Source organism: Mycolicibacterium fluoranthenivorans (assembly GCF_011758805.1).
Lineage (GTDB): Bacteria > Actinomycetota > Actinomycetes > Mycobacteriales > Mycobacteriaceae > Mycobacterium > Mycobacterium fluoranthenivorans.
This window is the reverse complement of record NZ_JAANOW010000001.1, coordinates 562,892-579,845: the sequence shown is the minus strand read 5'-3', so window position 1 is coordinate 579,845 and position 16,954 is coordinate 562,892. Positions and strand designations below refer to the sequence as shown.

The following is a 16,954-nucleotide window of genomic DNA, read 5'->3' as shown; positions in this document are numbered from 1 at the left end:
GTCCGACGGCCAGGACGTGACGATCCGGCCGGGGGTGGTGCGCGACGGTGCGCTGAGATCGTCGTTTCCGCGGTGTCGACGAGCTGTGTGCACCGTCGAGGTGCGCCGTCCTCATATTGTCCCGTGCTAGGTTGGCCGCATGGATCGGTTCGTCGTGCCTGCTGCGGCCAGCATCGTCGTCGGCCTGTTGCTGGGCGCGGCCGCGATCTTCGGTGTGACGCTGATGATCCAGCAGGACACCAAGCCGCCGGTGCAGTCGGGTGACCCGGCGTCATCCGTGCTCAACCGCGTTGAATACGGCGACCGGGCCTAGCACCGGGGCAACCGCCGCACAGGGCCCGTTTCCCGTCGCTCCGCCCCTTTCCCGCCGTTGGCTGTGGCTGGTCGGCATCGTCTCGCTGGCTCTGTGTTTCGCGCAGTCCCCCGGCCGCATCTCGCCCGACACCAAACTCGACCTCACCGCCAACCCGCTGCGCTTCCTGGCCCGCGCCGCCAACCTGTGGAGCAGCGACCTGCCGTTCGGCCAGGCGCAGAACCAGGCCTACGGCTATCTCTTTCCGCACGGCACCTTCTTCCTGCTCGGCGATATCGTCGGGTTGCCGGGCTGGGTCACCCAGCGGTTGTGGTGGGCGTTGCTGCTGACCGTCGGCTTCTGGGGTCTGCTGCGGGTCGCCGAACTCCTCGGCATCGGCAACCCCACCTCCCGGGTGATCGCGGCGACGGCGTTCGCGCTGTCGCCGCGCGTGCTGACCACCCTCGGCGCGATCTCGTCGGAGACGCTGCCGATGATGCTGGCCCCCTGGGTGCTGCTGCCCGTCATCCTGGTGATGCGCGGCGACCCGCGGATCCGGACGCTGGCCGCCCGTTCGGCGGTGGCCGTCGCCCTGATGGGGGCGGTGAACGCCGTCGCCACCCTGACCGGCTGTCTGGCCGCGGTGATCTGGTGGGCCGCGCACCGCCCGAACAAGCAGTGGTGGCGTTTCACGGCGTGGTGGGCCCTGTGCACGGCATTGGCCATCACGTGGTGGGCCGTGGCCCTGGTCCTGCTGGGCCGGATCAGCCCGCCCTTCCTCGACTACATCGAGTCCTCGGGCGTCACCACCAGCTGGCTGTCGCTGACCGAGGTGCTGCGCGGCACCGACAGCTGGACCCCGTACGTCGCGACCACCGCGACCGCCGGTTCGTCTCTGGTCACCGGAACGGTGGCGGTGCTGGCCACCACCCTTATCGCCGCGGCCGGCCTGGCCGGGCTGGCGATGCGCACCATGCCGGCCCGCGGGCGGCTGATCACCATCCTGCTGCTTGGGATCGTCGCGCTGGCCGCCGGCTACTCCGGCGGGCTGGGGTCGCCGATCGCACACCAGGTGCAACTGTTCCTGGATGCCTCGGGCACGCCGCTGCGCAATGTGCACAAGCTCGAACCCCTGATCCGGCTCCCGCTGACGCTGGGGCTCGCGCACCTGCTGGGCCGCGTCCCGATGCCCGGCAGCGCGCCCCGGCAGGTCTGGCTGCCCGCGTGGACGCACCCGGAGAAGGACCGACGGGTGGCGGTGGCGATCGTGGTGCTGGCGGCGCTGGCCGCGGGCACCTCGCTGGCCTGGACCGGTCGGCTCACCCCGCCGGGCAGTTTCACCGCGATACCGCAGTACTGGCATGACACCGCCCGCTGGCTGGACGAGCACAACACCGACCGGGGCCGTGTCCTGGTGGCGCCGGGCGCGCCGTTCGCCACCCAGGTGTGGGGCAACACCCACGACGAACCGCTGCAGGTGCTCGCCGCCTTCCCGTGGGGGGTGCGGGACTCCATCCCGCTGACCCCACCGGAGACCATCCGCGCGCTCGACTCGGTGCAGCGCCTGTTCGCCGCCGGGCGCCCCTCCGCGGGCCTCGCCGACACCCTTGCCCAGCAAGGGATTTCCTATCTGGTGGTGCGCAACGACCTGGACCCCGAGACGTCCCGGTCGGCGCGGCCGCTGCTGGTGCACCGATCCGTGGACAACTCGCCCGGACTGACGAAGGTCGCCACCTTCGGCGATCCGGTCGGGCCCGGTCTGCTGGAGGGATTCGTCGCCGACAGCGGACTGCGGCCCCGGTACCCGGCGGTGGAGATCTACCGGGTGGGCAATCCGGTCACCGGACCGTACCTGGTGGACACCGACACGATGGCACGGGTGGACGGCGGCCCGGAAGCGTTGGTACGCCTGGACGAACGGCGCCGGCTGTTGGGCAGGCAACCGCTGGGGCCGATGTTGCTGACCGCCGATGCCCAGCGCGCCGGGCTGCCCACCCCGCTGGTCACCGTGACCGACACCCCGCTGGCCCGGGAGACCGACTACGGCCGGGTGGACAACCATTCCTCGGCCGTGCGCACCCCCGACGATCCGCGGCACACCTTCAACCGGGTGATGGACTACCCGGCGGGCACCGAACCGGTGTACGGCACGTGGTCGGGCGGGCGGCTCACCGCGTCCAGTTCTGCGTCGGATTCGACTGCCCTGCCCAATGTTTCGCCGTCGACGGGGCCGGCCGCGGCGATCGACGGGGACTCGTCGACCAGCTGGGTGTCCAACGCCCTGCAGACGGCGGTCGGCCAGTGGCTGCAGGTCGACTTCGACCATCCGATCACCAATGCGTCATTGACCATCACCCCCAGTGCCACCGCCGTCGGCGCTCAGGTGCGCCGGATCGAGGTGTCCACCGCGACCGGCACCACCACGCTGCGTTTCGACCAGCCGGGCAAGCCGCTGTCGGTGGCGCTGCCCTACGGCGAGACGCCCTGGATGCGGATCACCGCGGTGGGTACCGATGACGGTTCCCCCGGCGTGCAGTTCGGGATCACCGACTTCTCCGTCACCCAGTACGACGCCTCGGGTTTCGCGCACCCGGTCAATCTGCGCCACACCGTCGACGTACCCGGGCCGCCGGCGGGTGCGGCGGTCGCGCTGTGGGATCTGGGCTCGGAACTGCAGGGCCAACCCGGCTGTGCGCCGGCGCCCGAGGGGGTGCGGTGCGCGGCGGCGATGGCGCTGGCCCCCGAGGAGCCGGTGAACCTGAGCCGCACGCTGACCGTGCCCGCGCAGACCTCCGTCACCGCCACCGTCTGGGTGCGGGCCCGGCAGGGTCCGCGCCTGGCCGACCTGATCGCCGAGCCCGGCGCCGCGCGGGCCACCGGCGACGCCGACCCGATCGACGTGCTGGGCTCGGCCTACGCCGCCGCCGACGGCGATCCGCGGACCGCCTGGACCGCCCCGCAGAACGTGGCGCAGTACAAGACCGCGCCCACCATCACCGTCACCCTGCCCGAACCCGCGGAGGTGGCGGCGCTGATGCTGGCGCCGAGTTCCTCGGAACTGCCCGCCCATCCGACCATGGTGGCCATCGATCTGGGTGACGGTCCGCAGGTGCGGCCGTTGACGGGCACCAAGACCCAGACCGTCGACCTCAAACCCAGGGTGACGAACACCATCACCGTGTCGATCCTGGACTGGCGAGATGTGATCGACCGAAACGCCTTGGGGTTCGATCAGCTCAAGCCGCCCGGTCTGGCCGAGGTGACCGCACTGGACCGGGCGCACCGGCCGATCGCCGCCGCCGACGGCGCCGCGAACCGGCAGCGGACCATCACCCTGGCCTGCGGCCAGGGACCGATCATCGGTGTGGCCGGGCAGTTCGTGCAGACCTCGGTGACCACCACCGTCGGCGCGCTGCTCGACGGTGAACCCGTCGCCGCGCGCCCCTGCCAGGACCGGCCGATCACCTTGCCCGCCGGGCAGCAGGAACTGTTGATCAGCCCGGGACCATCCTTCTTCGTCGACGGTATCCAGCTGGCCACCCCCGCGGCGGGTCGAGTACCCAGCGCGGCAACGACTCCCGTGCAGCGCGGGCAGTGGGGCGCCGATCGCCGCGAGGTCGATCTCGAGGCCGCCGGGCGGGACCGGATCCTGGTGGTGCCCGAGAGCCGCAGTCCGGGCTGGGTGGCTCACGCCGCCGGCGGCGCGGAGCTGCGTCCGGTCACCGTGAACGGCTGGCAGCAGGGCTGGGTGGTCCCCGCGGGCACGTCGGGCCCCATCATGTTGACTTTCCCGTCGAACGCGGCCTACCGGCTCGGCCTGTTCGGCGGGCTGGCCCTGCTGCCGATCCTGGTTCTGCTTGCGCTGCTGCCGATCCGGCGGCCACGTGCCGGCGAACCGGTGCGCACCTGGGCACCCGGTCAGGTACCGACCGGGATCGCCGTGGTGGCGGCCGGCGGCGTGATCAGCGGAATCGCCGGCGCCCTGGTGGTCGCCGCGGCGCTGGCCGTCCGTCATCTGTTACGGCACCGGGCACGCCTGCAGGAGACGGTGACCGTCGGCACCTGCGCCGCCGGCCTGATCGTGGCCGGCGCGGCGCTGTCGCGCTATCCGTGGCGTTCGGTGGACGGGTACGTCGGCCATTCGGCCGGTGTGCAACTGGTGGCGCTGATCGCGGTCGCGATGCTGGCGGCCTCGACGGTCACCTATACGTCGAGCACCAGACGTGGTGTGGCCGAACGGGATACGCAGGCCAGCATCGAGGACTGACGTTCGTCATCGGTGAGCCGGTTGTCCCGGTGTTCGGGCGTACCGGCCAGCACCCCGACCTTGCAGGTACCGCAGAACCCCTGTTTGCACGAGTAGGCGGTGTCGGGACGCACCTTGATCAGGGCCTGCAGCACCGTCTCGTCGGCCGCGACCGGCACCACCTCGCCTGTGCGCGCCAGTTCGATCTCGAAGGCCGTTCCGTCGACCACCGGCGCTGCGCTGAAACGCTCGAAATACAGGTTCTTGGAACCGGTTTCAGCGAACCCGCGCCGGACCGTCTCGATCATCGGCGGCGGCCCGCACACGTAGACCGCACCGCCACGGGGAGCGTGGCGCAGCAGGTCGGCCGCGGTGGGGATGCCGTGCTCGTCATCCAGACGGATGGTGACCCGGGCCGGGTCCCACTGCCAGATCTCGTCGAGGAACGGGATGGTGTCGATGCTGCGCCCGCAGTACACGAAATGCCAGTCGGTGCCCAGCCGTTGCGCGGCGCGCACCATCGGCAGGATCGGGGTGATGCCGATACCGCCGGCCAGGTAGAGCACCCGGGAGTGCGGGATGAACGGGAAGCCGTTGCGCGGCCCCCGGACCGTGACGGTGTCCCCTTCGGTCAGGGCGTGCATCTCCAGTGACCCGCCGCCACCGGTGGGGATCTTGCGCACCGCGATGCGGTAGCCCGAGCGGTCCTGTGGATCGCCGCACAGCGAGTACTGGCGGCGCCGCCCGGACGGGAGGTGCAGATCGAGGTGACAGCCGGGCTGCCAGGCCGGCAGCGCCGCCCCGCCGGGATCCGCGAAAGTCAGTGCCACCACGTCGTTGTCGCTGGCGACCACGGCACGTTTGACGAGCACCAGGGTCATCGGATCGTCGGGGGTGCGCACGGCGCGCTGGTCGGTGTAGCCCTTGCGGGTCACCGGGCGGAGCCAGAACTTGTCCAGCACCGTGGCGACCACGTTGATGGTCCGGTCGTCGATACGCGCTCCGACCGGCGGAACGTGCTTCACTGCGCGGTGGGCCGGGTGGCCGGCGACGACGCCAGGTACGCCACCGCCTGCGCGGTGTTGCCGACGTCGCCCGGGTGGTACCACGGCGAGTAGTACTGCAGGGCACGGATGACCAGATGCCGGATGGGCGGCGTCACCCCGTGGCGGGCGGAACGGAACAGCTTGCGCCACACCACTTTGCGCTGCCGACGGGATAGCGACACGTTCGGGTCGACCCGCATCAGGTAACGGATGCCCTGCCAGATCAGGTACAGCAGAATCGGCGCGACCACCACCTGAGCGCGGGCCCGCCGCACATAACTGCCGTCGAAGTAGTGCAGCACGTCATGGGACACCATCCGGTGCTCGACCTCCTCGGCGCCGTGCCAGCGCAGCAGGTCCAGCACCACCGGGTCGACCGTGGTTTCGTTGAGACGGTCGGCGTTGAGCACCCAGTCGCCGAGGAACGCGAAGATGTGCTCCAGCGCGGCGATCACGGCGAGCCGTTCGACGAGGTAGTTGTGCGCCTCCTCGCCGGTGGTCTGACGCGGCCCGAGCAGGTGGCCGAACACCCAGTTGGCGCGCTCGATCATCGGGGTGGGGTCGATACCGTGCCGGGTGAGGTAGTCGTTGAGGCCGACGTGGGCGTTTGCGTGCATGGACTCCTGGCCCATGAAGCCGATGACGTCCTCGCGCAGCTTCTCGTCCTCGATATGGGGTAGCGCCTCTTTGAGGACGGTGATGAACCATTCCTCACCGGCGGGTAACAGCAGGCTCAGACCGTTGTACAGGTGGGTGGCCACGGGATACCCGTAGACGTAGTGCGCGGGAACGGCGCTCAGATCGAACTGCACCGGACGGGCATGCAGGGCGATCGCCGTACCGTCCGGGGTGTCGGTGTCCAACAGCTCCATCCGCAGAACGGTACCCGCGGTACTAGATAAAGTCGATCCCGAACCGCGGGAGGCCGTGCGCAGCAGCCGGCGCGACGCCTCTCCCGTCGTGTCACACGCGATGAAATCAGCTATTTACGCGGCAGAACCTCGGGAGAAATATGAAACTTATTCACTTTCGGTGGCGAGCCGTTGCTCGCACCGGTCCTCGCCCGGACACCCCGTATTGGTCAGCTTCCCACGGGAACTGACCCGACTCGATGCGCGCAGTGTGGCGTGCCGCTCCGATCAGCCTTTGCAGGTGCCCTGCATCAGCGCGTCTCGAACACCCAGGAGATACCTATGACCACTTCACCGGAAACCGTCGACGCCCCAATCGATGTCGGAGAGGGCGAGGAGGGACTCGCCAAGGGCAGCATCACGCTGTCCGGCGTCCTCTTCGTATCGATCGCGACGATGGCCCCGGGCGCCGGTCTGGCTTACGCGATCATGACCGGATCGCTGTTCTCCGGCGGCGCACTGCCGCTGGCCGTGGTCGGTGCGACCATCGGCTGCGTGCTGGTGGCGGTGGGCATCGCCCAAATGGCCAAGCACATCTCCACCGCCGGCGGTCTCGGCTCATTCGTCGGTCGCGCCTTTCACCCCGCCCTCGGCTTTGTCATCGCGTTCTGCGCTCCGATGTTCTACCTGGCCGCATTGCCCTATCTGGCGCTGGTGTTCGGCAACCTGATCGGTGCCGCCCTCTTCCCCCAGGGCGGCGCGGCCTACAAGGCCACGTGGATCGTCGCCGGACTGGGATGTCTCCTGATCTCGGGTGCGTTCAACTACTTCGGCGCCGCGTTCAGCACCAAGGCCGGCGTGATTCTCGGCTCGTTGGAGATCTTGGTGCTTCTCGGCATGAGTATCCACATGATCATGGCCGCGGGCAGCAACAACTCCCTGTCGGTCTTCACCACCGAGCACGCGAACGTCGAAGGCTTCACCGGCATTTCGGGTGTGATCGCAGCTTCCGTCTACGCCTTCCTGGCGTTCATCGGCTTCGAGGCCGGTGCACCGTTGGCCGCCGAAACCAAGGACCCCAAGCGCAACATCCCCCGCGCCATCGTCTGGTCCGCGGTCATCGTCGGCCTCTTCTACATCGTCGGCAGCTATGCGGCGTCCACGTACTTCGGTGCCGACAAGCTGTTCGACTTCATGACCTTCAACGAAGGCGACGGCTGGATCGGGATCGCCAAGAACCTATGGGGTGCAGGGTGGATCGTCCTGCTGCTGGCCTTGCTCAACAGCTCGGTGGCCTGCGCCAACGGCGCGTCGATGGGCGGAACCCGCCACATCTGGGCCATGGCCCACGCCGGCACCATCCCCAAGGTCTTCGCCAAGACTCATCCCAAGTGGAAGTCACCGGTGTCGGCCATCTATCTCATGTTCGGAATCGGAGCCGTCGCCGCGGTGGTCGGCGGTCTGCTCTGGGGACCTGTCCCCTCCCTGGGACTCTTCGGGACGATCATCGCGGTCATCGCGCTGCCGGTGCACATGCTGGCCGCCCTGTCCTGCCCGGTGTACTACCTGCGGTATCGCCGCAGTGAGTTCAAAGTCGTTGTCCACCTGATCATCCCGGTACTGGGTGTGCTCTTCCTCGTCCCTGGCTTCTTTGTCGGCGCAGGTATCCCCGTCTTCAGCTTCATCGCACCGTTGAGTTGGCCGATCAGCCTGGCCGCGCCGATCTCGCTGGCGGTCTACGTGCTGGCGTTCGCGATCATGGCGTATCTGGTGGTCAAGAAACCCGAAGCGCTCAGCGCCCTTTCCGACCACGGCCACACCGGAGAGGACGGCATCGTCGCGGAGGACTTGGTGCGTGCGCATCCACACACCCGCACCCCCTCGGTGAAACCGGACGTGGCGCTGGAAGCCGGCTGAGCCCGGGGCGGCGCGCAACGCCGGCTACTCGAGGAACGTCTCCAGGTACGCCAGCGCTGCGCGCCGCAACTCGGCAAGCGCCGCCTCGTCACCGTTGGCGTCGGCACGGAACGCGATGTCGAATCCCTTGTCGAGCACCCCGATGAATGTCTGCGCCATCAGGTAGAGGGGGATGTCCGGGGCATCCGCGCGCAACGCGCTGACACCGTTGCACAGGTACGCCGCGACCGCATCGTCGTGGGCCCGGTTCACCTGGACCATCCGGCCGGAGAACTCGGACGAGAACCACAGCACGCGAAATCCCGCTATTCCGGTACCGGTGAGAAGAAAGTCGATGAGGGCGTCGATGCCGGCGGCCGCCGTCGTCCGCCAGTCCGCCCCGGACAGGCTGAACCCCACTTCGTCCCATCGGGCATCGAGATCGACGAGTCCCTGGATCAAGACCTCCTCCAGAAGGGACTCCCGATCATCGAAGAAGTTGTACATCCACCCGACGGAGACTCCGGCGCGGGCTGCCACGGCGGTGGTGGTGATGGTGCTGGGGCCCGAGGCGATCAGTAGATCGTGGGTGGCCGCGAGCACGCGATCCATCTTCTCCTGGCTGCGGGCCTGGAGCGGCTTGCGGGAGGCGCCGGCGTCCTGCGCGATCGGCATCATCAGGTCACGCAGGCGTACCGATGCGCGCGGACGATTGGGAAGCGCCGAGTCGCGTCCGCTGCCCGCGGTATCCAGGTGACGGACAGCTCCGACCATGGTGCTCCGACGCCCCCTTTGGCTTGCGATGCCGCCTCGCGTGCTTGCCGCGCCGACAAGAAATACTAGCCGTATCGCCGCCGCGCGCGCAGCGTGAGCGGCCAACCGTGCCGACCCGTCACGGGTGGGCACGGTTGGCCGCCGGGATCGCGATCACACCGGGATGGTGGCCGGTGTCTCGGCACCGACCGCGTGTCCTCTGGTTTCTGCTGTGGGGCAGAAGGTTTGCCGGCAATCAGGACCTGACGGCCGTGGCGGTGATCTCGATGCGCTGCTCGGGGTGCGCCAATTCGGTGACGCCGACGAGGGTCTGGGTCGGCGCCTCATCACCGAAGGCTTCGGCGATGACTGGGGCGACTTCGAAGAATTCGGTGGAGCTGGTGGCGTAGATCGTGATCGCCACGAGGTTGCCGTAGGTCAGCCCCTCGGCCTCGAGCAACCTCTTGAGGATGTCGAGGATGAAGATGGTCTGCTCTCTCATCGAGCCGATGCCCACCACGACGAATTCGGGATCGCCGCCGGTGAACGGTGCGATACCGGACATGTAGAGCGTGTCGTGCGCCCAGACGTTCTGCGTGAAGCCCAGCTTCTTGAAGACAGTCTGGTCGAGGTAACCGACCTCTGGACTGCTGTAGGAGATGGTCATCAGACGGACTCCGTCACGGGTTCGGGGGTCTCGGCGTTGACCATGTCGGCGTGGAACGAGTTCTGGTAGTCCTGGTCGACGTGGCCGCTGGTTTGGGTGAGCCCTTCGAAGTCGTATTGTCGCCCACCGAGTTCGGGCCGAACCGCGGAGAGCGGATCGAGGAAATCGCTGACGTAGCCCACCGCGAGACCGCCCATTTGGTAGCCCATGACCTTGAGGAGGTCGTCGTCCAGGGTTTTGGCGATTTCCAAAGGGGTGGAGAGGTATTGGTTTTCCTCCTGGCGGACCCAGCCCACGGCGTAGGTGATGTTGATGCCCTGGCGGACCATATCGGAGGTGTTGGGCGCCGCCGAGTGGTAGACCTTGCCGGTGTAGAAGAACACCGACCCCTTGGGCATGACCGCACGAACCTCGTCGGCCTCGGTGTAGTCCGAACCCTGCTTGTCGAACACCTTGTGCGAACCGGGAACCACGCGGGTGGCACCGTTTGCCACCGTGAAGTCCGTCATCGCCCAGATCGTGTTGCACTGCACGTCATAGTCCTCGGGGAACGGGAAGAAGTCCCACGCGAGCTCATCACGATGCAGCGGCTGAGCGGTCTCACCCGGATACACACTGATGATCTGGGTCAGATGCAACTGAAAAGCCGTCGCTTTCTTCAGCATCTCGGCGGCCACCGAGAGCACCAGCGGATGCATCACCAACTCCCGCGATGCCTCCGACCGCGCAATCAGCGCACCCGTCCGACGGGTCAACCGCCCCACGAAGTCGTCCCGACCATTCGGGGTGTCGTCGATGTAGTCGTCGAGTTCCTCGGCGATCTGATCCATCAACTCCGGCGGAACCAGATTGTCGACAATGACGAACCCATCCGCACGCAACGCCGCCGTGATCTGCTCCATCGTCGCGGTATTCGGCAAGTGATACTTCTCGGTCATCTCACGCCCTCCCTTGTCGCGGCGCACCTTCGCCGTCCAAGAAAAGTGGATAAGATTCAGGTTTCGGGAAGATGTACCGACGTTTCAGTCTTCGAAATCCTGGGTTGCCAACGCCGCAGCGCCCCGACAATGAGGTCGCTTCATGCCCGGTGGCGCTACCGCGCGATGGCGGGCTCGGCGGTATCGGTGACCGAGCTGTCCAGCGGCGGCGGGTTGTGCCGGTACTCCCAGCGGCGCAGCGCGTTCCGGCACGGCGACTCGACCAGCGCATAACTGACCGCCGCGATCGCGAACCCGAACACCAGGGTGAGCGCCAGCACCACCGGCATGTGCCCGTTGAAGGGGAACTGCCCGATGACGGGGAACACCATGGCCAGCGCCGCCAGGTGCCAGACGAACAGGCCATAGGACCAGCGGCCCAGGGTGACCATCACCGGACTGCCCAGCAGCCGGTGGGAGGTGTCAGGCCGGTCCAGCACCAGCGGCGCCAGCAGCGCCCCGGCCACCACCGCGCCCATCGTCACCTTCACCACGAACTGGCCCACCGAGCCCGGCGTCAGCCCTTCGGGGCCGGCCAGGGGGGAGGCGGCCACCACGAAGGCCAGCACCGCCAGTGCCGCCATCAGCAGCCGGTTGCGGGCCAGCCGGTGCGGTAGCCCGACAGGGCTGACGGTCAGTTCGGCGAGCAGCATGCCCGCGGCGAACCAGGAGAAGAAGGCCGGCGGCCAGTTCAGCGGATTGACCCCGGCGGGCGGGTGCAGTGGCAGCAGTCCCCAGGCCAGGCTGGCAAGCGCCATGACGGCGATCGTCGGGATCCGGGCCCGCACCGGCAGCCGACGGGCCAGCAGTGCCAGCAACGGCAGCGCCAGATAGAAGCTGACCTCCACCGAGAGGCTCCACATCTGGGTCAGCCCGGCGGTCAGCGTCAGCGGCACATAGATCTGGGTGAGGGTCAGGTTGGCCAGCCACACCGTGAAGTCCGCCTGTGCGTCGGGTAACAACGTGAGCACCACGATGACCGCCACCAGGTAACCCGGCATGATGCGCACCAGCCGGGAGCGCAGATAGTGCCCGGTCGGGGGCCGTCGGCGCAGCCCGCGCGCGGCCGCGGCGTGACCCCGCCACAGCAGGAAACCCGACAGCGCGAAGAACACCGCGACCGCGAGATCGAACCGGCCGAGCAGGCGCCCGCCGACACCGCCGGTGTGCCCGGTCTGGAACGCGACGTGGGTGAGCACCACCCCGATCGCCGCACACGCCCGCATCCCCTCGACGGCGGGCAGGAAACTCCGCGTCCCGCCGGTCTGGGAAGTGCTCACACAGACCAGTGTGCCGGGACCTATCGCGTTGGCATAAACATCGCCCTTACGGTGTGCTGTTAGGGTCAGCTTTCGACCGAAGGGAGCACGGGTTGAACCGCGCAGTGGCCCTGCGAATCGCAGCGTGCGGACTGATGGGGCTCGGTGCTGCCCTGCTCATCGCCGCCTTGCTGTTGTCCACGTACACCAAGGGCAAGATCGCCAAGATCCCACTGGATCTTGAAGCCGACCTGATCAGCGAAGGCACCGGCACCTCGCTGGACCCCGCCTCGCTGTCTCAGCCGGACCATTTCGTCGTCAACAAGAACGTTCCGGTGGCGCTCCAGCAGCAGGAGAGCGTGGAGGCACCGGCCAACGCCGATGTCGTCACCCTGCAGGTCGGCACCTCGTTGCGGCGCACCGACAAACAGCAGGACAACGGCCTGCTGTTGGCCATGGTCGACACCGTGACGCTGAACCGCAAGACCGCGGAGGCGGTGTCCAGTGACACCAACCCCGGCGGCGCCGTGCAGAAACCGCGGACCATCGAAGAGGACAACCCGCCGACCAACATCGCGCTGCCGCACGAGGGCCTGGCCTACCGGTTCCCGTTCGACACCGAGAAGAAGACCTACCCGTTCTTCGATCCGATCGCGCAGAAGCCGTACGACGCGAACTACGACGGCGAAGAGGACATCAACGGGCTGACCACCTACCGGTTCACCCAGAACGTCGGCTACGACGCCGACGGCAAGCTGGCCGAGCCGATCAAGTACGCGTCGCTGTACGACAACGACATCGACAGCACCGTGACCGCCCGCGCCGCGCAGTGGGGCGTGGAGGCCGCCGATCCGTACGACCCCGTCACCATGACCCGCTACTACGCCGCCCAGCGGACGTTCTGGGTGGACCCGGTGAGCGGCACCATCGTCAAGGCCAAGCAGCACGGCTTTCACTACTACGCCCGCGACGCCCTCAAGCCCGAGGTGACGTTCGCCGACTTCACGGTCACCTCCACCGAGGAGACCGTCGAGTCGCAGGTGTCCGCCGCGCGCGACGAGGCCGACCACCTGGCCCTGTGGAGCCGCATCCTGCCCATCACGTTCGCCGGCCTGGGCCTGGTGACGCTGGTCGGTGGTGTGCTGCTGGGTTCGTTCGGGCTGCGCGCCGAATCCGCCCTGATCGATCCGGGACTCGACGGTTCGGATCGCGGGTTCTTCAGCCGCCGAGACGACGAGTCCGGTCCGATGCCGGCGGCCGAGGCGCAGACCGAGAAGATCCCGACCCGGCGTCCGACCGATCTCCCACCGGACCGACCGGTCTGAGCTCGACCCCCTCCCCGGGTCGCTGCGCTCCTGCCCGCCTGAGCTCAGCGATAGCGCCGGCGTACGCGCTGGCGCTGGCGCTTGTGGTGACCGGCCCCCTGCTGGGCCCGGGGTATCTGTTGCTGCGCGACGCGGTGTCCACGCCGCGGTCCTACCTGTCCGACGCAGCCCTGGGCCTCACCGAGGCCGCGCCCCGAGCGCTGCCACAGGACTTCTTCATGGCCGTGACGTCGACGGTCGTGGACGGCGGGGTGGTGGCCAAGGTCCTGCTCGTGGCCGGGCTGTGGCTGGCCGGCTGGGGTTCCGCGCGGCTGGTGTCGGCGGTGCTGCCGGATACCGGGTTGGCGGGTCAATGCGTGGCGGTGACGCTGGCGATCTGGAATCCCTATGTCGCCGAGCGGTTGTTGCAGGGCCATTGGAGCCTGCTGGTCGGCTACGGCTGCCTGCCCTGGGTGGCTGCGGCCATGTTCGGTATCAGGGCGACCGGACGGGGCTGGCCTGCCCTGGTGTTCTGGATCGCGCTGGCGGGATTGACCCCGACGGGACTCATCCTGGCGGCGATCGTGGCGCTGGTGTGCGTGCGCAGCCGGCGCGCCGCGGCGGTGGTGGTGACCGCGGCGGCCGCGGCCGCGCTGCCTTGGCTGACCGCGTCGGTGCTGGCGGGGTCGCTGTCCGGCGTGGCGAGCACCGGTGTGCACGCCTTCGCGGCCCGCGCCGAACCCGGGCTGGGCACGGCGGGCAGCCTGGCCGGCCTCGGCGGGATCTGGAACGCGCAGGCCGTACCCGGTTCGCGGACAAGTCTTTTCGCGGTGGTCGCGACGGTCGTCGTGGTGGCCGTGGTGGTGGTGGGCCTGCCCGCGGCGTTGCGGGTACGCGCGGCACGGCCGTTGCTGGTGCTGGCGGTCGTCGCGGTGGTGCTGCCGGCGCTGCTGGCGACCGGACCCGGTCTGGCGCTGTTGGAGACGGTGGTGCGCACGGTGCCGGGCCTGGGCCTGCTGCGCGACGGGCAGAAGTGGGTGGCACTCGCGCTGCCCGGATATGTGCTGGCGGCGGCCGGGGTGGCCCGGTACGGCCGCGCGGTGGCCGTCGTCAGCGGCGCCGCGCTGATCGCGGTACTGCCCGACTTGGCGTGGGGTGTGGGCGGGCAGATGCGCGCGGTGCACTACCCGGCGGGGTGGGCGACGGTGGCGGCGATGATCAACGCCGATCCCCGTCCGGTGGCGGTACTGCCCGCCGACAGCATGCGGCAGTTCGCCTGGGCCGGGACCGCGCCGGTGCTGGATCCGTTGCCCCGCTGGGTATCTGCCGATGTGCTGTCCAGCGGCGACCTGGTGATCGGCGGACAGACGGTGTCCGGGGAGGGCACCCGCGGCCGCCACGTCACGGCGCTGTTGCTCGACGGCGCCCCCCGGCAGCGCTTGGCCGACGCCGGGGTGGGCTGGGTGGTGGCCGAACCGGGCTCTCCCGCGGTGAATCTGCCGGTCGCCTACCGGGACGGCGATCTCACGCTGTACCGGGTGGGCGGTACGGCCCCGGGAGCGTCGGGGCGGGCGGTCGCGATCGCCGCGCATCTGGTGTGGTTGGGCGTGCTCGTGGCAGCGGGGCTGCTGGCACTGGGCCGGGGCCTACCCGGCCGCCGAAGTAGGACCGGCTACACCACGCCGCTGACGTAGCTGCCGGCGTGTACCGCCTCCAACACCACCCGCATCGCATCGGCACTCTGCTGCCAGGAGAACTCGGTGCTGCGCGCCTGCGCCTTGGCGCCGAGCTCGATGCGCAGCACCGGATCGGTCAACAACCGCGCCATGCTGTCGGCGAGCTCACCCGGGCCGTCGACCAGCAGGCCGGTGACCCCGTCGACGATCGAATCGGTCAGCCCGCCGGAGGACCGGTAGCCGATGGTCGGGACACCGTGCTGGGCGGCCTCGATCACGGCCAGCCCCCAGCCTTCCTTGCGGGAGGGCATCAGGTGTACCCAACTTTGTTGGATCACTTGGTGTTTGATGTCGTCACCGACGTGCCCGTGAAAGGTCACCGCGTCGGCGATCCCGATCCTGGCAGCGTGCGCGACCAGCCGGTCCTCCCACCACCCGCCGCCGACGATATCCAGGTGCAGATCCGGCAGCTGCGGCCGCAATGCCGCGATGGCATCCAGCGCGTCCTCGATCTGCTTGTGCGGCACCAGCCTCGACAACACGGCCACCCGCGGCGTCGCCGAGCGCGGCAGTTCCAGGGTGCATGCCGGCGCCGCGTCAAGTCCGTTGCGCACCACCGCAATCCGGTTCTTGCCCACACCGAGTTCGACGAGTTCCCGGGCGGAGGGCAGCGAGACGGTGACGTACTGATTGCGCCGGTGCAGGTGCGGCGACAACGTCGATTCCACGAACCAGCCGAACCTGCCGGTGCGACGTCCGGCCACCGGCCACTGTTCGCGATGGCAGTGATGTACCAGCACCAGGGAGCGTCGGCCGTACGCGAGCCGGGCCAGGAACGGGATACCGTTCTGGGTGTCGATGACGACGTCGGGCCGAGACCGGCGTAGCGGGCCCAGCCCCAGCCGGGCCAGCACCATGACCACACCGGCCCAGATGTAGACGGAGTACGCGCCGCCGCCCCGGCTGACGGTCACCCCGTCGAGCACTTCGCGGCGCGGCGCGCCCGGATAGCGCGCGGTGCGCAACGTGACGTGGACCCCGTCGGCCGCCAACCGGGTGCCGATGCGCTGCAGGTACGCCTCACTGCCGCCACCCTGCGGATGCCCCGTGTCACGCCAGCACAACAGCAGTACTGAGCGGACGGGGCGGCGTTCGGACATCGTGTCGAGAGTACCGGTGAGTAGGTTGAGCGGGTGCGTCCCTTGGACTCGTTCGCCCGGCGAGCGACACTGCGCCGGTCGGCCGGGTTGCTGGGGGCATTCCGCTTCGAGCAGAGCGATCCGGCCCGCTTCTACGGCGCGCTGGCCGCCGACACGGCCGCCATGGTGGCCGACCTGTGGGCCGGTACCACCTCGTCACCGGTCGCCGGCCGGACGGTGCTCGACGTCGGCGGTGGCCCCGGCTACTTCTCCGCGGCATTCGAGGCAGCCGGACTGACCTATCTCGGGGTGGAACCGGATCCGACGGAAATGCACGCCGGACCTGCGAGTGAGCCCGGCAGCGGAATGTTCGTCCGCGCCTCGGGGCTGGCGCTGCCATTCGCCGATGGCAGCGTCGACATCTGCCTGTCGTCGAACGTGGCCGAGCACGTCCGGCACCCGTGGCGGCTGGGTAACGAGATGCTGCGGGTGACCCGGCCCGGCGGGCTGGTGGTGCTGTCCTACACGGTGTGGCTGGGGCCGTTCGGTGGTCACGAGATGGGGCTGACGCACTACCTGGGTGGGGCCCGCGCGGCGCGGCGGTACACCCGCAGACACGGGCACCGGCCGAAGAACGACTACGGTTCGTCGTTGTTCGCGGTGTCCGCGGCGGACGGATTGCAGTGGGCCCGCTCGACCGGCGCGCTGGTCGCCGCATATCCCCGCTACCACCCGCGATGGGCATGGTGGATGACCAAGGTTCCGGGGTTTCGGGAATTCGCGGTGAGCAATCTGGTGCTGGTGTTGCGGCCCACCTGAGGCCGCCGATGGAACAGGTTCTCGTTTTG

General features: G+C 68.9%; 13 protein-coding genes. 6 read left to right on the top strand and 7 right to left on the bottom strand.

Annotation, left to right across the window (positions count from 1 at the left end; translation table 11 throughout):
- Positions 1-139: 139 nt before the first annotated feature.
- Positions 140-313 carry a DUF2613 domain-containing protein gene (locus FHU31_RS02805; protein ID WP_064961435.1) on the top strand — a complete coding sequence of 58 codons (174 nt, stop codon included), beginning with the start codon at positions 140-142 and terminating at the stop codon, positions 311-313.
- Positions 314-374: 61 nt separating this feature from the next.
- Entirely contained in the window at positions 375-4,559 is a 4,185-nt protein-coding gene (locus FHU31_RS02800) for an alpha-(1->3)-arabinofuranosyltransferase (protein ID WP_234901262.1), read from the top strand.
- Here the strand turns inward: FHU31_RS02800 and FHU31_RS02795 are convergent.
- Together FHU31_RS02795 and FHU31_RS02790 are read right to left on the bottom strand one after the other, a co-directional pair.
- Entirely contained in the window at positions 4,496-5,563 is a 1,068-nt protein-coding gene (locus tag FHU31_RS02795; RefSeq protein WP_167155638.1) for a PDR/VanB family oxidoreductase, read from the bottom strand. The genes FHU31_RS02800 and FHU31_RS02795 overlap by 64 nt on opposite strands.
- Entirely contained in the window at positions 5,560-6,456 is an 897-nt protein-coding gene (locus FHU31_RS02790) for a metal-dependent hydrolase (RefSeq protein ID WP_090362938.1), read from the bottom strand. The genes FHU31_RS02795 and FHU31_RS02790 overlap by 4 nt, the downstream gene beginning before the upstream one ends.
- Before the next feature lie 321 nt (positions 6,457-6,777).
- Between FHU31_RS02790 and FHU31_RS02785 the strand changes: the two genes are divergently transcribed.
- Positions 6,778-8,352 (top strand): APC family permease, encoded by a 1,575-nt coding sequence (locus FHU31_RS02785; RefSeq protein WP_167155635.1) that lies wholly within the window; start codon positions 6,778-6,780, stop codon positions 8,350-8,352.
- 24 nt (positions 8,353-8,376) lie between these two features.
- Here FHU31_RS02785 and FHU31_RS02780 read toward each other — a convergent pair whose 3' ends face one another.
- From FHU31_RS02780 to FHU31_RS02765, 4 genes are all read right to left on the bottom strand, one after another.
- Positions 8,377-9,105 carry a TetR/AcrR family transcriptional regulator gene (locus FHU31_RS02780; RefSeq protein ID WP_167155632.1) on the bottom strand — a complete coding sequence of 243 codons (729 nt, stop codon included), beginning with the start codon at positions 9,103-9,105 and terminating at the stop codon, positions 8,377-8,379.
- A 235-nt stretch (positions 9,106-9,340) separates the two neighbouring features.
- Positions 9,341-9,751, bottom strand: a complete 411-nt coding sequence (locus FHU31_RS02775) for a RidA family protein (protein WP_167155629.1) — start codon at positions 9,749-9,751, stop codon at positions 9,341-9,343.
- On the bottom strand, positions 9,751-10,689 hold the full coding sequence (locus tag FHU31_RS02770; RefSeq protein ID WP_167155626.1) for a phytanoyl-CoA dioxygenase family protein: 939 nt from the start codon (positions 10,687-10,689) through the stop codon (positions 9,751-9,753). The genes FHU31_RS02775 and FHU31_RS02770 overlap by 1 nt, the downstream gene beginning before the upstream one ends.
- Positions 10,690-10,844: 155 nt before the next feature.
- Positions 10,845-11,954: an acyltransferase family protein gene (locus FHU31_RS02765; RefSeq protein WP_167160548.1), complete on the bottom strand. Its 1,110-nt coding sequence runs from the start codon at positions 11,952-11,954 to the stop codon at positions 10,845-10,847.
- A gap of 146 nt (positions 11,955-12,100) precedes the next feature.
- On the opposite strand from FHU31_RS02765, the gene pgfA reads away from it, so the two are divergent.
- Together pgfA and FHU31_RS02755 are read left to right on the top strand one after the other, a co-directional pair.
- Positions 12,101-13,312, top strand: a complete 1,212-nt coding sequence (gene pgfA, locus FHU31_RS02760; RefSeq protein ID WP_167155623.1) for a cell envelope lipid trafficking protein PgfA — start codon at positions 12,101-12,103, stop codon at positions 13,310-13,312.
- A 50-nt stretch (positions 13,313-13,362) separates the two neighbouring features.
- Positions 13,363-14,985, top strand: a complete 1,623-nt coding sequence (locus FHU31_RS02755; RefSeq protein ID WP_263988198.1) for an MmpA family trehalose lipid delivery protein — start codon at positions 13,363-13,365, stop codon at positions 14,983-14,985.
- Here the strand turns inward: FHU31_RS02755 and FHU31_RS02750 are convergent.
- The gene (locus FHU31_RS02750) at positions 14,964-16,127 is read right to left on the bottom strand and encodes a glycosyltransferase family 4 protein (RefSeq protein ID WP_167155616.1); all 1,164 of its coding nucleotides are present in this window, start codon (positions 16,125-16,127) and stop codon (positions 14,964-14,966) included. The two genes, FHU31_RS02755 and FHU31_RS02750, sit on opposite strands and share 22 nt — an antisense overlap.
- A 33-nt stretch (positions 16,128-16,160) precedes the next feature.
- Here FHU31_RS02750 and FHU31_RS02745 point away from each other — a divergent pair, with 33 nt between their 5' ends.
- Positions 16,161-16,925 (top strand): class I SAM-dependent methyltransferase, encoded by a 765-nt coding sequence (locus FHU31_RS02745; RefSeq protein ID WP_167155614.1) that lies wholly within the window; start codon positions 16,161-16,163, stop codon positions 16,923-16,925.
- Positions 16,926-16,954: the final 29 nt, after the last annotated feature.

Bases quoted from the DNA above. Each gene is read 5' to 3' on its own strand.
- FHU31_RS02805 (WP_064961435.1), top strand. From the start codon at position 140: ATGGATCGGTTCGTCGTGCCTGCTGCGGCCAGCATCGTCGTCGGCCTG.
- FHU31_RS02790 (WP_090362938.1), bottom strand. From the start codon at position 6,456: ATGGAGCTGTTGGACACCGACACCCCGGACGGTACGGCGATCGCCCTG.
- FHU31_RS02785 (WP_167155635.1), top strand. From the start codon at position 6,778: ATGACCACTTCACCGGAAACCGTCGACGCCCCAATCGATGTCGGAGAG.
- FHU31_RS02780 (WP_167155632.1), bottom strand. From the start codon at position 9,105: ATGGTCGGAGCTGTCCGTCACCTGGATACCGCGGGCAGCGGACGCGAC.
- FHU31_RS02775 (WP_167155629.1), bottom strand. From the start codon at position 9,751: ATGACCATCTCCTACAGCAGTCCAGAGGTCGGTTACCTCGACCAGACT.
- FHU31_RS02770 (WP_167155626.1), bottom strand. From the start codon at position 10,689: ATGACCGAGAAGTATCACTTGCCGAATACCGCGACGATGGAGCAGATC.
- FHU31_RS02765 (WP_167160548.1), bottom strand. From the start codon at position 11,954: ATGCGGGCGTGTGCGGCGATCGGGGTGGTGCTCACCCACGTCGCGTTC.
- FHU31_RS02750 (WP_167155616.1), bottom strand. From the start codon at position 16,127: ATGTCCGAACGCCGCCCCGTCCGCTCAGTACTGCTGTTGTGCTGGCGT.